The sequence below is a fragment of the Ensifer sp. genome (genome assembly GCF_035999185.1).
Taxonomy (GTDB): domain Bacteria; phylum Pseudomonadota; class Alphaproteobacteria; order Rhizobiales; family Rhizobiaceae; genus Ensifer.
Window position 1 is genome coordinate 30,792 of the sequence record NZ_DASYHB010000060.1, and the last position, 14,217, is coordinate 45,008.

Genomic DNA, 14,217 nt, shown 5'->3' on the forward strand with positions numbered 1-14,217 from the left:
CGTCTTTTATACTGTAGTAGGCACGCTGCTCATGTGCGCCTGTTGGACTGCATTCCTGATACGGGCGGCGTGGTGGCTGCTTTCTTGACCGCGGAAATCGAACTTACCGTACGTTAAGGGTGACGGCGCACGATCAACCTGCTCCACCTTCGCATGGTCGGAGTGGCGGCCGGTCGGCGCTCCCCCAGCCCGGCGGTTGGCCGCTGCCTTAGTTTCAATGAAGCGTACAAATCTGGCCGAACGCAGCGTCACCATCCATCGCAGCGCGCTGAGCGCCTGGCTTCGCCGGCGGGGCTGGACGTTCAAAAAAGTCTGCCCATGCACTGGAGCAGGAGCAGCCCGACGTGGCGCGCGCTGCGGCAAACCTGGTGAAGACCCGACGAGTTGCGTTCGGGTGAGCGCGTCGCGTTCTGCGCGTCGGTCCGTTGAGTGACGCCGTCCAGTCTCCGACACCGAAGAGCGGGCGGGTCACCCGGCAGCCCGCGCGGGAGCGGACCTTGTCATTCCCACTCAGGCGAGAGGCGTCTCGCTTTTTGAGTAGCCGGCCACCACATAGGCGGCAGAGGCGCTCGAACCCTTGGCCAGTTCTTGAGCGAAGCGCTCATGTTTCGGATTGGAGAGGACAGGCACCTGCTCAACTCGCGGCTTTAGGAAACAAGGGGATCCACGATGCCTGACGATCCGAAGTTAGCCCTGGCGAAGAAACTGACGGCGGCCAGGAGGATGAGGATGGTTCATTACCTCTGTGACCGGCACGCGGAAGGCGACAAGCTCACGCCACTGATTGAGCAACTCGAGAACCGCTTTCGGCTGGAAGGCTGGAAACTTCCCGAGTGAAATCAGTAGAGCAATCAGAGCAGGAACGGACCGCGTGTGGCGATCACGCCCATAAGGCCGACTAGCGCCAGCGCTGCATAACAAAGCCAAGCATCGATGGAGAAGTAATGGAACATGGGGGTCGGGCCTCCGTGACGGCTGAGCAATCCCGAGCGCGGCCAGACCGTTCCCGAAGTCCATAAAATGCGTTGAATCATGGTTTGCGAGATCTAAAAGTGTGAGGTGCCGGCATTTACACGAAGGCCGGAATGGCTAACCTCCCCGAGCTTACGTAACGTCGCGGTGGGGACGGGAGAGACGATGATTAGCCTGACGCTGTCCGACGGCCCCAAGGTCGAATTGGAAGCTCGAAGGGTTGCCCGCATTCGCCACGCTATCCCAAATGACGGGGATCCGAAGGCCAAGACCCGCATCGACTGGGTAGAGCCAATGCTCGTCATAGAGCTTCCAGAATACGTGGCTGAGGCCGTGAAGGCGCAACTCCCTACGCTCGCCGCTCTCACGCTCCTCGATGGCAATCCGGTGTGGTTCAATGCCGAAACGGCGTCAGGGCCACTTCGGCTCGTGCCAAGTCAGAAAGTGAACGGTGCGCTCTCGGCATTGCTCATCAACGGAAAGAGGCAGTTCGTCGCCAATACACACAAGGAAGTCGCGGCCGCGATCTCCGAAGCTGGCGGGTCGCCATTGCCGATTCCGGCAGACAGCCTGCTGTCGAGCATCTTGAGAATTCTCGGCCTATCCAAACGATCGGCTTCGAATGAAAAGGACTGGGATTAACAGCGACTATGTTTCCGCCGTTGCAGACGGGATGCCAGCCCCCATCTTATGGGCGAAGGGCACCATCGGCGCCTCCGATCCGAGTTTTCTACAATGGGCGAGCAAGATTCGAACCAGCATCTCGCTAGGTTAGCTAATGCGATCTATGTCGAGATCCGCAGGCAGTTCGATTGTGCCGGGCCATCTGTGCCGGTGGTCTGCGATCACGCCGGCATGCGCGACGTGTTTGTCGAGGGACATATCGATCTGTTGAAGGTTGCGGCGGCCCTCTCAGCGAGATGCTGTGTCCAAATGCCGGACATCGAAACCGTCGATGAACCCATGTCGGCAGGCCGCAGCAAAAAGCCGGATCACAAGGACCGGGCTTCTGCACCATGAGATGGCGGTACATCCGCGCTCACCTCAGGAAGGGGAATTTCAGGGACAAGCCCTCACTAGCCAGATCTTGGCACGGGGTTCGGGGAGCATCAGCCGAAGCGAGCACACGCGCCGAACAAACCATGAATCTGACATCGCACGACCCGAGGGCTCGCGCAATCCCAAATTTTCCTATTGTGCTATCCTGCCTCTTTGAGCAAGCTCGCCTTTGCTCGCTCTAGGCTCTCGGCTCCTACGCCGGCATACTTCGAAGCCTCGAACCGCTCGCTGCCACTTTCGGTCGGGTGGCCCTTCGACTTCATATGGATCCACTCGTGCTCCACGAAGAACTGCCGATCTTCCGTGTCGTAGCAGAGGTACCACCAGTCTTCATTCTCGGCCATCGAGCCTTTCGTACGCGAGGCCAACTCAGACTTCAGGATCGACATTTGAACCTCCAGTACGGAGTGTCTGGAGAAGAACATAGTCGAGTTCAAGCCACTCGCAATGCCGAAACGCTCATTGTGGCAGCGATTTCTTTTCCAAACGACCGGATCATCACCTTCGCATTGTGAACGCCGATCGCTTCGACGATCGTCGCCTGGAACGCCATGAACGGCCCGTCGATGATGATTGCTTCGTCACCCGGGCAGAACTTTGGCTTCGGCCCCTTCGGATTCGTGGGCGCGACCTGGTTCTGATAATCGGCGATGGAACGCAGCACCGGGTTCGGTACGCGGACCCAGCCACGCCTGTTGCTGGCGATCTCCTGGCTGCCATCAATGTCGAACACGCTGCTGATCGGCCGCCCCTTGACGATCAAGGGATGGCTCTCCCTTTGCCCGGTCAGCAAAGGCCCGGACGCGAACAGGTACCGGGTGAAGGTCGCGATGTCGCCCTCGAACGACGTCCGCGCGCCGACGGTCACCAACTTATCGTAACCGACGCGTCGCTGGACAGCGAGATCTGGCGAGAGGAGGTCTTCGGCCCGGTCGTTTGCCTGCGCCCGTTCTGCGACGAGGCCGAGGCGGTGCGGCTCGCGAACGACACGCGGTTCGGCCTCGCCGCCGCGGTGATGTCGGACGACGTCGAGCGAGTGACATCGGCCCTTAGAGCCGGCATCGTATGGATCAACAGCTCCCAACCCACATTCACCGAGGCCCCATGGGGCGGGTACAGGCAGTCCGGGATTGGGCGCGAACTCGGCCGCTAGGGTTTGCTCAACTATCTACAAACAAAGCAGATCACGCGTTTCGAAGGCAAAAATCCCTGGGATGGTACATCAAGCCCTAATCATCACCATAATTTGCCGCGGGGCTTCATGGCCGGCTGGGATTTGATCGGCGCGGAGTCCCGGGACGATGCGGCCGGTGGTCATGCCGCCACCTTGCCGAACCGGGCGAGCTGACGAGCACTAAACACGTTGCCGAGGGGATGCCGCAGAGCCCGAAGCCGCCGGCCATGATCGTTATGCCGTCCTTGATGGCGCCGGCGAGAGCCGCCTTGGCGTTAGGAAAAACCTTCTGCATCGATTTCATCTCTCCGATAGTGTGCTGCGCAGGGCAACCGTCCTCCTGCTTCGGTAACAGTACGAGAAAGGCTGGCTGCCAACGATTTTTACACGAACTGACGGTAGAATTCGGCATTGTCCTCGCCCGCATCGCCCCGCGCCGGCAAGCGGCCGGCGAAAGTTGGCACCATCTCGTCTTCGAAGACCGGAGCCATATCGAGCGCCTGGGCCTCGACCCGCGACCGGATCGTCTGGCTGTCGGCGACAGAGAGCTTGAGGGTGACGTTCGGCAGACGGGCCTTGCAAGCATCCACGATCCGGCCTGCGAGGCTTGCCGCCAGGGTCGATGACATGCCGAGCCCGACAGCGCCGACCACCTCGCCGCTGCTGGAGCGCACGATGCCCGGCAGTTGCTCCATCTTGCTTCAGGATCAGTGTGGCCTGACGGTAGAGCGTCTCTCCCACGGCCGTCGGGCGGACGCCACGGGCGCTGCGCTGCAGCAGGCTTAGTCCGAGCTTCTCCTCAAGCTCCGCGATCTGCTGGCTGAGGGTGGGCTGCGCGACATGGATCAGCGTGGCTGCACGCGAGAAACTGCCCGCGTCGACGATGCTCACGAAGTAACGCAGATGTCGAAGCTGCATGTGAAAGACCAGCCGTAGGGACCCTGTCGCGGGTGCGGAACGGCACTATCGTCAATAAGCCCCGGCCGTCCAAGTCGAGCGGCGAGGTTCTCAAGCCTTTTCGGCTTACACCGCTCTCGTCGTCTTCACGTGCGCGTACCGAACTCGAAGATGCGCCACAACCGGACATTTGGTGGTTGCCCGAAAGCTGACCCACACAGTGACGCGCGCAATGAGTTTCCGAGCGCGAGCAATCCCACCCCTTCGGGCAACAAAATTGACACGGATGAACACGCGGAAGCAGCTTGTTTAGGCACAAACGTTAATGTTTGGTTAAAATATTGCCTTGCTTGCATCGCGCAATGCAGGCATCGTGCAATTGTTGCGGTGCAGCATGATGCTTTATCTCGATGCCTGACGTTTTTTCTCTGATTGGCAGGGGCGCGGCATGCTTCACTTTCAATCTAGTGATTTCGAAACCGCGAAACGCGTTGCTTTTGATATTGTAAAATCGAAAACTGATAAAATTAGTATTATGCATTTTTCGATAATTAAACGCTTGCGTCGAGATAATTATTCCAATTTACTGAAGGCATTCAGCTTAGTTGTGGCAGGAATTCTAGCGATTCTGATGCTGACGGCCGCGCTGCCGCCAGTTGTCGCCGACCAATCCGATCGGGCAGTGATCAACGCCCCGATTTCTTTGCTGACCGCGCCTATCTCCGGCACGATCGACTCGATACGCGTTCGGGCGGGAGAGGAGTTGCAGAGTGGCGCTGTCGTCGCCACGATCTCGAATTCACGTGTCGATCGCACCACGCTGATCCAACTTGAAAGCAAGATGGCCGAGACGCGCGAACGCAGCCTCTCCGCTCAGCGAAAATATCACTCCAACCTCACCTATCTGGCGACGCTCGATCGGGCCATCGCGTCCGAGAAGGAGCAACTGACCAACATATTCAATCAACAGATCATCGAGCTGAAAGCCAAACTATCGGCTTCGATCTCATCGGGACTGGAGAAGAAATCGGTTGTCGATCGCCAGACCGAGCTCGTCGCCCGCAATGTCGCGAGCGCGCAGGTGCTGAAGCCCAGCGAGCAGCAATACCGAGCAGCCCTGTTCCAGAAGGATGCCGAGACCGCGAAGCTGAACCAGAAGATGATCCAACTGGAAGCGCTGTCCAAGAGTATCTTCGTCGGCGACGAACTGGTCGGCCTGGCGACTCTGGCGCAGAAGACACGCGACGTCGGCTTCGATGCCGAGCGGTTGAAGATCGAGCATACTGAATTGGAAGCCAGCCTCGTGGACCAGCAAAAACTTCTGTATGCGGAGCGGGCGCGCCTTGCGAGCTTGTCCGGCATGTCGGTCGCGGCACAGAGCAGCGGGGAAATCCTCGCCATCGGAGCAACTGTCGGCCGTCACGTCAATGCCGGAGATGCGCTGGCGTCGGTCGTCCGCTGCGAGGAAGCCTTCGTTGTGGCCATCTTCTCCTATCGCCAGGCGCAGAATCTTGGTGTCGGGCGCCGTCTACGCATCGAGGGGGATCGCCTCGGCAAGCGCTTCGGAACGGTGCGCGAGGTCTTGCCGAAAACCAGCGAGAAGACGGACCAGCAATATGCGGTGCCGTTTCCGCAGACCGAGCGTCGCGAACTCTATGTGTTGATCGCGCCCGATCCGGTCGAGGGCCAGCCCGCGGAGAGGTCCGGGCGCGCGGTAGCGACGGCCTGCAATGTCGGACAGTGGGTCACGGTGACACGCGTGAACGGATGGGTGCCGTCCAACTCGGTGGTCTGGCGGTCGCTCTCCAATTCGATCAGCGGCATCTTCGGCGGAGGCGAGGCGGTGGCCGCGCCGGTCTTGCGCAACAGGACGACAGACTAAAGCCATGTTTCGCTGTGCGGGACTGGTGATTGTCCTGACGGTGGCGAGCCTGACGACGACGGCCGAGGAGCTGGAGAATCGCCACGCGCTCGGCCAGCCGATTTGCCGCTCTTTGGCTACAGCGGTCGATGCAGCCTCGAAGGACGGTCAGCCCGTCTTTCTGGCGAGCTACCGGCCGGGGCCATCGGAAAGCGCATTGCCGCTGCCGTTGCGAAGCTCGGCCTTTTCCTACGACAATGCGCTTGCCGTCATTGCGCTGGTATCCTGTGGCGCGCTCGATCAGGGGCGCCGCATCGGCGAGGCGTTTCTCCACGCCATCGACCATGATCGCAGCTTTCGCGATGGACGGATCCGCAATGCATACCGGGCGGGCATTGTGCAATCGGTCTCGCTGCTTCCAGGCTGGTGGGAACCCGCGATCAAGGGCTGGGCGGAAGATGGCTATCAGAACGGCACGGCTACTGGAAACGTCGCCTGGGTCGCGCTGGCGCTCCTGACGCTGGCAGACACGACCGACGACGCGCGTTACCTGGCGGCAACAAGAACGCTGATGGATTGGGTCAAGGTTCATACGGGGGGCACGGCTGGGGCGGGGGTGACCGGCGGTGTCGACGGGTTCGATCCTGTGCAGACGCGGCTAGCCTGGAAATCTACCGAGCACAATCTCGACGTCTACGCGGCGGCGCTCTGGTATGGCCGCGCCACGGGCGACCAGCGCTTCATCGGTCTGATGCGCTCATCGCGAGCCTTCCTGGACGAGGCCTTTCTAGAGCAGCCCGGCTGCTTTGCGCTGGGCCGGGAGCCCGACGGGCGCATGAACGGGTCGGTTCGCCTTGCGCTGGATACGCAGCTCTGGCCGGTCCTTGCAGTCCCGGACGGCCCGCCGGCCTGGCGGCGAGCGCTGGCCTGCGCCGAGACGCGCATGACGGTCGCCGGCGGGTTCGATTTCAACGAGGACCGAGACGGCCTTTGGGTCGAAGGGACAGCGCAGGCAGCCTTGACCTACCAGGTCGTCGGGCAGCGGACGCGTGCCAATGAGCTGTTGAATGGCCTTACTGCCGAGCTCGCCCCCTCCGGCTGGCTTTACGCGACGCGCGAGGAGCGGTTGACGACCGGGCTAAGGATCGGGCCGGGCAGCACGAGCGAGGACTTCTTCTATTTTCGGCGGCCTCATTTGGGCGCCACCGCCTGGGCGGCGCTGGCCGCGAACCGCTGGAATCCCTTTGTCTCACGGCGGTTCAGGTAGGTCGATGTTTGCGCCCCCCAGCGACGTCGTCACGGTCCTGATATTCGATCTCGGAGTCATTCTCGGGTTTTATCTGCTATGTCTCCTGCTCAAGCCCGAACGGATGCTCGACCGCATCCTGTTCTCGGCGGTTACGGCAGGGTTGATCGTGATCTATACGATCTGGCGCTGGACCGACACGTTGCCTGAGGCCGGCACAGCAGTCGAGCGCCTATGGCCGACCGTTTTCTTCGCCTGCGAGTTCATCGCGATCCTCTACACGCTTCTGTCCATCATGATCCTGCTGCGGCGGATCGATCGTTCGCCGGAAGCGGACATCGCGCTCGAACTCCGAAATTCGCTCAACCGCTGGCCCGCGGTCGACATCTTCATCTGCACCTATAATGAGCCGATCGAAGTTCTCGAGAAATCGATTCTGCTAGCCCTGGCGATCGATTACGGACCCAAGACCGTCTGGGTTCTCGATGATACGCGTCGCCCATGGGTCGAGCAGCTCTGCGCAGAGGTCGGCGCTCGCTACCTGAAACGCGCGAACAATCATGGTGCCAAGGCCGGCAACCTGAACAATGCCTTGCGCGCCACATCCCTTGAGACCAACGCACCGCTCATTCTCGTGCTCGACGCCGATTTCGCGCCGCAGCCCAACATCCTCACGCGGATGGTGGGGCTGTTCCACGATCCGAAGGCCGCGGTCGTCCAGACGCCGCAGTTCTTCTATAATGCCGACCCGATCCAGCATAATCTGATGGTGCAGCGCAGCTGGGTCGATGATCAGCGCATCTTCTTCGATGTCTTCCAGCCCGCGAAGGATGCCTGGGGCTGCGCCTTCTGCGTCGGCACTTCGTTTCTGGTGCGGCGCGACCGGCTGGAACTGATCGGCGGCTTCCCCGACGAGGCGATCTGCGAAGACCTCAATCTAAGCTACACACTGATGCGAAAAGGCTATCGCACGCATTGGCTCAACGAGCGCCTAAGCGTCGGGCTCTCCGCCGAAGGCCTGCCGGAATACATCTCACAGCGGATGCGCTGGTGCCTCGGCACCATCCAGGTGGCGCTGCTGAAGGACGGGCCGATCTTCGGGGCCGGATACAGCTTTATACAGCGCCTGCAGTTCGTCCATGGGCTGCTGAACTGGTTCTGCAAGCCGTTCATCGTGTTGATGCTGATCGCCCCGGCGATCTACTGGTTTGCGGGCCTGCCGGCGTTCGAGGCCGATTACCTGACCTTTTTACGCTACGGCCTTCCGGCGTTGATCGCGCTGTGGGCCTATAATGGCTGGGTCTCACGAGCCCGGACGTTACCGATTTTCATGGAGGTGACGCATACGATCACCGCTCTGGCGATAACGGTCACTCTGATCTCGGCGATGATCCGGCCCTTCGGGCGGCCTTTCAAGGTGACCGACAAGGGCGGCGACCGCTCGCTGATGGTCGTCCGCTGGAAGATGGCTGCCGTCTTCGGCAGCATGACGCTGCTGTCGGCGATCAGTGTCGTCTGGGCCTATATCAGCCCCTACTCATCGAGCGAGATCTCTCCAATCGATTTCTTCAACCTGTTATGGGCGGGCTTCTCAATGTTCATGACATTCGTGGCATTCCTCATCTGCTTCGAACTGCCCCGAGAGGAAGAACGCTTTGCAATCGAAGCCGGCAGCTTCATCTGGCACGACGGACGTTTCAGCGCCTGCACGTTGGTCGATCTTTCGACCCGCCTGGCGCGGCTGCGCTTTGACGGCGAGAGCGATGGGATCAAGACGGCGACCCACTTTCGGATTCTCATTCCCAATATCGGCTGGGTCGCAGCCTCGGCGCGCGGCGGGGCGGGCGACATCCGCGAGTTCGTGCTGCATCCGGAGCCTAACGAGCATCGCCAATTGGTGGTCCAGCTATTCTCTGGTCCAAGGACCAATATCGCCGCGACGGCGGACATCAACGGCGCGTTCAGCGGACTTTACAGGCGGGCTTTCGGCATTCGCCAGAGCTGAGTTTGTCGGCCACGGCTTCAACGCCCGACGCGAAGTGAATGCAGGACGTCTTCCACTTGATGGTCTAAACTGGGCGGCGATCATCGCGGAACCACTATAAGAGCAGCGCAGCTAGCCGGGAGCCGCCCATCTGATGATGGCCCATGGCCGCCTGTATGGCTGCACCAAGCTCACTTTGCTCTACCCTCACTAACAGACACCGCGGGCGCGATGATCGTCGACAGTCGGTTGTATCTGAACTACAACCTCGGCGTCCGGGCGACCTGGCTCAGCCGAACGCGGACCTACATGGCCCTGCCGACGGAAACTGGCTGCGCTTGACGATGAAGGACGTCAGGTAGGTGCGGAGCATCATTCAACGCTGGCAGGACAAGAATGCCACTGTGTCAAACGGCGCGCAAAGTTGCCCCCCGATCGGCGTCCAATGTTGACCCCTTGAGTATGCTTCGCGGCGAGGAGGCGGCGCGGCGGAGCTGGTCTGGGTTGCGCAGTCGCGCCGGCTCCGGATCGGTGGTGTGCGGGGAACTCAGAGCCTGTTCTTGAAGCGCCAGCTCTCGTTGCCGGTCTCGACGATGTCGCAGTGATGGGTGAGCCGGTCGAGGAGCGCGGTGGTCATCTTGGCGTCGCCGAAGACGGACGGCCACTCACCGAAGGCGAGGTTCGTCGTGACGATGACGGAGCTCTGCTCGTAGAGCCTGCTGACCAGGTGGAAGAGCAGTTGTCCGCCGGACTGGGCAAAGGGCAGGTAGCCGAGTTCGTCGAGGACGATGAAGTCCATGCGGGCGAGATAGTCGGCCATGCGGCCCTGGCGGCCGGCGCGGGCTTCGGCCTCGAGCTTGTTGACGAGGTCGACGACGTTGAAGAAGCGGCCGCGAGCACCGGCACGGATGCATGCCCGGGCGATCGCGATGGCGAGATGGGTCTTGCCGGTCCCGGTCCCGCCGACGAGGACAACGTTGCGCTGGTGCGCCAGGAAGTTGCCGCCGGCGAGATCATGAACGAGGGTCTCGTTGATCGGGGTTCCGTCGAAGGCGAAGTCTGCGACATCCTTGGCGAGCGGCAGCTTGGCGATGGTGATCTGATACTTGATCGAACGGGCCTGCTTCTCGGCGATCTCGGCGGCGAGCAAATCGCCGACGACGCGCTGCGGCTCGTGCTGGCGCTTCACCGCCGAGGCGATGATCTCGTCGAAGGCGGCCTTCATGCCATAGAGCTTGAGCTCGCCCATAGTGGCAAGAATCTCCGAGCGTTCCATCACACGGCTCTCCTGAGGCTGTCGTAGCGGGCACAATCGGCGGCGGGCTCATGGCGCAGGCGCAAGGCATCGGGCGTCATGATCGTGATCGCTGCCGTCGGCTCGCGGCGCCGGGCCAGGATGTTGATGATCACGTCGGCGGAGTGGACGCCTTGCCGCAGAGCGTCCGCGCAGGCGGCTTCGACGGCGGGCAACCCGTCGCTGAGCACCGCGGTCAGGATCTCGACCATCTGCCGATCGCCGTCTTGAACGGCCGCGAGCTTGCGCCGGACCCGGTCGATCGCACCGGGCAAGACCCAGTCCTTGAAGGGCGCTCCGTTCCGCAGCGCGCCCGGCTTGCGAGCCAGTACCGGGACATAGTGCCAGGGATCGTAGATAGTCTGGTCGCGGCCATAGCAGCGGGGATGCTCGCCGACGATACGCCCGTCCTGGCGCAACTCGATCCGATCGGCATAGGCGCGGATCTCGACGGGGCGCCCGACCGCACTCGCGATGACCGAGTACTTGTTGTTGTCGAAGCGCACGAGACAGGTCTTCGACACCGAGGCTGGCAGTGAGTGGAAGCCGTCGAACCGCCCCGCGTAAGGCACCAGGCTCGGGCGCTCGGCTTCGAACATCTCCCAGATCGTGCGGTTACTGTGCTCCGGATGGCGGTGGGCCTTGGCGTAGCGAAGCACCTGGTCCAGCAGCCAGGCGTTCAACTCGTCGTAGTTCTTGACCCGCAGGCGCGGGGCGAAGAAGCGCTCGCGCACGAGCCCGACCTGGTTCTCGACCTGCCCCTTCTCCCAGCCCGAGGCCGGCGTGCAGGCGACGGGATCGATCAGGTAATGGCTGCACATCTGCTGGAAGCGGCGATTATAGGCCCGCTCCTTGCCGACGAAGATCGTCTCCACCGCGGTCTTCATGTTGTCGTAGATGCCGCGCGTGCAGGCTCCCTTGAAGAAGGCGAAGGCCCGGTCATGGGCATCGAAGACCATCTCCTGGCTCTCGCGCGGATAGGCCCGCACGAACAGCATGCGCGAGTGACAAAGCCGGACATGCGCCACCTTCACCTGGGTCGTGGCGCCATTGATGACGACGATCTCGTGGCTCCAGTCGAACTGGTAGGCTTCGCCGGGCGCAAAGCTCAAAGGCACATAGGCGTCGGCCGTGACGGCGGATTGTTCGCGGAGCCAGCCTCGCGCATAGCGACGAACGGCATCGTATCCGCCCTCGTAGCCGAGATCCCGCAGCTCTTCGAAGAGCCGGATCAGCGTCAGGCGCTCGCGCGCCGGCCTGCCGTCGTTCGCAATCAGCAGCCGATCCAGCTCAGGACGCCAGGGCCCTATCTTCGGCTGCGGCTGAACCTTCCGCTCATACTCGAACGACGTCGCGCCCGAGCGCAGCACCTTCCGAACCGTGTTCCGAGAAACATGCAGTTCGCGGGCGATCTCCTTGATCGTCTTCCCGCGGATCGAAAACTCGCGCCGGATCCGCGCAATCGTATCCACGCCCTTCATCCCCCGCCCGCCCATCCGAAACCAGGACGGACAGTCTCACCGAAACCGGCTCAAGGGGGTCAAAGTTGGACGCCGATCCCCTGCCTCACGGGGTCAAGCTTGCACGCCGAAACACAGCCACTGCCACGGTGCGCCAAAAAAGTCGCTCGGTCGTGCAAGAGAAATTTGCGCCATTTGCAGACATTGGTCCGTCGCCGGGAAGCGGGCATCCCAGCCCTGACATGCACATTGTCCAGCCCTAGGCACGCGCGGCGTTCTCCCGAGACCGATTGAGCCAAGTCATTCACCGCATTCTCTGCCCGCGCGGTAGGTACGTAGTAATCCTTGGCCGGCGGGCAGGGAGTTCCTGCTGGGCTCTCGAAGCCGACGCTGCCGACCAAGCGCTCGATGCTAGGTTCAGGTCGTCGCTTGGTGCAGCTGCAACATCTTGCGAGCCACGATCTCAATGATGCAGCCGGCCAGCGCTATGTCGCGCCGGTCCGGATGATTGTCAAAGTAGATCAGCGTGTGTGATCCGTTGGGTGAACGGGTCATAGCCGCTCGGAAAGTGTCCGGTCGGTTGCAGCCATGAATAGGGTTCGCGCGGCACCCAGCGGCCTTGCCGCTCTTGGCCGAGGAAAGTTCCGCGATCCCAGACGACCTGACCGCGCAGTATGGTCGTGATCGCCTTGCCCGTGAGGGCCATGCCCTCGAAGGGGGTGAAGTCGACAGCGTGGTGAAGGTCCTGATTGCGGACCACATAGGTGAGATTGGGATCCCATATCACGATGTCGGCGTCCGACCCGACCGCGATCGTGCCTTTCTTGGGATACAGACCGAACATCTTGGCTGCGTTGGTCGAGGTCAGCGCTACAAATGTCGACGCATCGATGCGACCCTTTGCGACACCTTCCGAAAACAGAATGGACATCCGCGATTCGACGCAGGGCACGCCGTTCGGCACCTCGTCGATAGTCGGATCGGGCCCGTTTGCCTTCTTGCCATGCGGGTCGTCGTAGCTGAGCGGTGAATGGTCGGAAGTGACGACTGACAATACGCCGCGCTGGATGTAGTTCCACAAGGAGCCGACCTTGTCGCTCTCTCGCGGCGCCGGCGCGAAGACAAACTTCGCTGCCTCGTAGCCTGGCGTATTGGCGTGCTTCGCCGTTATGACGAGATACTGCGAGCAGGTCTCGGCGTAGACACGTGTGCCACGCTTCTGGGCCGCCTCGACCTCGTCGGCCGCCTCAGGCGCAACATTCGCCTTTCCCCCTCTTCTCTTACCGACTCATCTTAGCACGAGCAGATGCGGCGCGAAGCTGTACCGCAGCGTGTGCATCGAGACGCGCTTGTCGCGCTTCGCCGCAACGGCCGCGGCATGGCAGGCCCATTTGAGCTGGCGAGTCGTGATCGGCTGGCCCGGCTGCTGGCCGGGGAAGAGCCAGCCCCACCCGCCACCTTTGGGGCAGGAGGTCGAGCAGGTCGGGCGTGAGCATGACATCGCGTTCTTTTTCCGCCCTTGCCTTGCTCGACCTTGATCAGCATGCGGGCGCTGTCGATGTCGGAGACCTTGAGGTTGGCTGTCAAACGGCGCGCAAAGTTGCCCCCCGATCGGCGTCCAATGTTGGGTCTGACTCAGTTTCGCTGCAGGTTGGGGCTGTTCTGACGCTGGTTTCCAGAAGGAATCAGCATGATGAAGCAGCGATTTCGCCCGGCCAGTTTGGTTCCCGCAGGTCTTGTCGTCGACGGCATCGCGATCGAAGGGGATCGTGTCGTTGTCCGAGCCCGGTCCGCCGTCAGATCCTGTCCATGCCCTGACTGCGGGGCATTCTCGCAGCGGATCCAGAGCCGGTATTTCCGGCGGGCAAAGGATCTGCCGCTGAGCGGTCGACGGGTCGAACTCCACGTTGTCGTCCGGCGCTTTCGGTGCGATGCGGTCCTATGCGGCCGCCAGATCTTCGCAGAGCGCTTTGGTGACCGCATCCTTGCGCCACGAGCACGCCGAACTGATCGTCTTGATCATATCGTCCAGCATCTCGGCCTCGCCCTCGGCGGCCGACCTGGAGTGAGTTTTGCCGCGAGGATGATGCTGCCCGTTAGCAACGATACGCTGCTGCGCGTGGTACGATAGCGCGCAAGGGCGCCGAGCGAGCCGCTACGCGTGATCGGCATCGACGATTTCGCCTGGCGACGCAATCATCGCTACGGCACGATCGTCTGCGATCTTGAGCGCCGTCGGCCGGTGGTTCTGCTTCCGGATCGAGAGCCAG

Annotated in this window: 13 protein-coding genes and 5 pseudogenes; 9 read left to right on the top strand and 9 right to left on the bottom strand. The window is 61.7% G+C overall.

All coding sequences use genetic code 11. The features are described 5' to 3' along the window. Positions 1–238: 238 nt before the first annotated feature. From VGO04_RS06440 to VGO04_RS06455, 4 genes and pseudogenes are all read left to right on the top strand, one after another. Positions 239–392 (top strand): annotated as a pseudogene (locus tag VGO04_RS06440) (IS630 family transposase); the annotation flags it as partial. 277 nt (positions 393–669) lie between these two features. Beyond that, the gene (locus tag VGO04_RS06445; RefSeq protein ID WP_327495133.1) at positions 670–837 is read left to right on the top strand and encodes a hypothetical protein; all 168 of its coding nucleotides are present in this window, start codon (positions 670–672) and stop codon (positions 835–837) included. Positions 838–1,137: 300 nt separating this feature from the next. Beyond that, positions 1,138–1,614 carry a hypothetical protein gene (locus tag VGO04_RS06450; protein ID WP_327495134.1) on the top strand — a complete coding sequence of 159 codons (477 nt, stop codon included), beginning with the start codon at positions 1,138–1,140 and terminating at the stop codon, positions 1,612–1,614. 93 nt (positions 1,615–1,707) lie between these two features. Continuing rightward, on the top strand, positions 1,708–1,992 hold the full coding sequence (locus tag VGO04_RS06455) for a hypothetical protein (RefSeq protein WP_327495135.1): 285 nt from the start codon (positions 1,708–1,710) through the stop codon (positions 1,990–1,992). Between the two features lie 179 nt (positions 1,993–2,171). Here the strand turns inward: VGO04_RS06455 and VGO04_RS06460 are convergent, their stop codons facing one another. Then, a complete protein-coding gene (locus VGO04_RS06460) occupies positions 2,172–2,420 on the bottom strand; it encodes a hypothetical protein (protein WP_327495136.1) in 249 nt (82 codons plus the stop codon). 44 nt (positions 2,421–2,464) lie between these two features. Then, complete coding sequence (nusG, locus tag VGO04_RS06465; protein ID WP_327495144.1) at positions 2,465–2,899, bottom strand: hypothetical protein; 435 nt, start codon at positions 2,897–2,899, stop codon at positions 2,465–2,467. A 6-nt stretch (positions 2,900–2,905) separates the two neighbouring features. Between nusG and VGO04_RS06470 the strand changes: the two are divergent. After that, a pseudogene (locus VGO04_RS06470) lies at positions 2,906–3,264 on the top strand (aldehyde dehydrogenase family protein); the annotation flags it as partial. Between the two features lie 137 nt (positions 3,265–3,401). Here the strand turns inward: VGO04_RS06470 and VGO04_RS06475 are convergent. From VGO04_RS06475 to VGO04_RS32935, 3 genes and pseudogenes are all read right to left on the bottom strand, one after another. Beyond that, a pseudogene (locus VGO04_RS06475) lies at positions 3,402–3,500 on the bottom strand (CoA-transferase); the annotation flags it as partial. An 88-nt stretch (positions 3,501–3,588) separates the two neighbouring features. After that, positions 3,589–3,900 (bottom strand): LysR substrate-binding domain-containing protein, encoded by a 312-nt coding sequence (locus tag VGO04_RS06480; protein WP_327495137.1) that lies wholly within the window; start codon positions 3,898–3,900, stop codon positions 3,589–3,591. A 49-nt stretch (positions 3,901–3,949) separates the two neighbouring features. Then, a pseudogene (locus VGO04_RS32935) lies at positions 3,950–4,123 on the bottom strand (LysR family transcriptional regulator); the annotation flags it as partial. A 427-nt stretch (positions 4,124–4,550) separates the two neighbouring features. Between VGO04_RS32935 and VGO04_RS06485 the strand changes: the two are divergent. The 3 genes from VGO04_RS06485 to VGO04_RS06495 are packed head-to-tail and all read left to right on the top strand — an operon-like array spanning position 4,551 to position 9,214. Then, a complete protein-coding gene (locus VGO04_RS06485) occupies positions 4,551–5,984 on the top strand; it encodes an HlyD family efflux transporter periplasmic adaptor subunit (RefSeq protein ID WP_327495138.1) in 1,434 nt (477 codons plus the stop codon). Positions 5,985–5,988: 4 nt separating this feature from the next. Further along, complete coding sequence (locus VGO04_RS06490; protein WP_327495139.1) at positions 5,989–7,230, top strand: hypothetical protein; 1,242 nt, start codon at positions 5,989–5,991, stop codon at positions 7,228–7,230. A gap of 4 nt (positions 7,231–7,234) precedes the next feature. Further along, positions 7,235–9,214, top strand: a complete 1,980-nt coding sequence (locus tag VGO04_RS06495) for a cellulose synthase catalytic subunit (RefSeq protein ID WP_327495140.1) — start codon at positions 7,235–7,237, stop codon at positions 9,212–9,214. 526 nt (positions 9,215–9,740) lie between these two features. Here the strand turns inward: VGO04_RS06495 and istB are convergent. From istB to VGO04_RS06515, 4 genes are all read right to left on the bottom strand, one after another. After that, entirely contained in the window at positions 9,741–10,469 is a 729-nt protein-coding gene (istB, locus tag VGO04_RS06500; RefSeq protein ID WP_151612119.1) for an IS21-like element helper ATPase IstB, read from the bottom strand. Continuing rightward, entirely contained in the window at positions 10,469–11,968 is a 1,500-nt protein-coding gene (gene istA / locus VGO04_RS06505) for an IS21 family transposase (protein WP_327495141.1), read from the bottom strand. The genes istB and istA overlap by 1 nt, the downstream gene beginning before the upstream one ends. A 490-nt stretch (positions 11,969–12,458) precedes the next feature. After that, positions 12,459–13,118, bottom strand: a complete 660-nt coding sequence (locus VGO04_RS06510) for an amidohydrolase family protein (protein WP_327495143.1) — start codon at positions 13,116–13,118, stop codon at positions 12,459–12,461. A gap of 117 nt (positions 13,119–13,235) precedes the next feature. Next, on the bottom strand, positions 13,236–13,448 hold the full coding sequence (locus tag VGO04_RS06515) for a hypothetical protein (protein ID WP_327495142.1): 213 nt from the start codon (positions 13,446–13,448) through the stop codon (positions 13,236–13,238). A 192-nt stretch (positions 13,449–13,640) separates the two neighbouring features. On the opposite strand from VGO04_RS06515, the pseudogene VGO04_RS06520 reads away from it, so the two are divergent. Further along, positions 13,641–14,217 (top strand): annotated as a pseudogene (locus VGO04_RS06520) (transposase family protein); the annotation flags it as partial.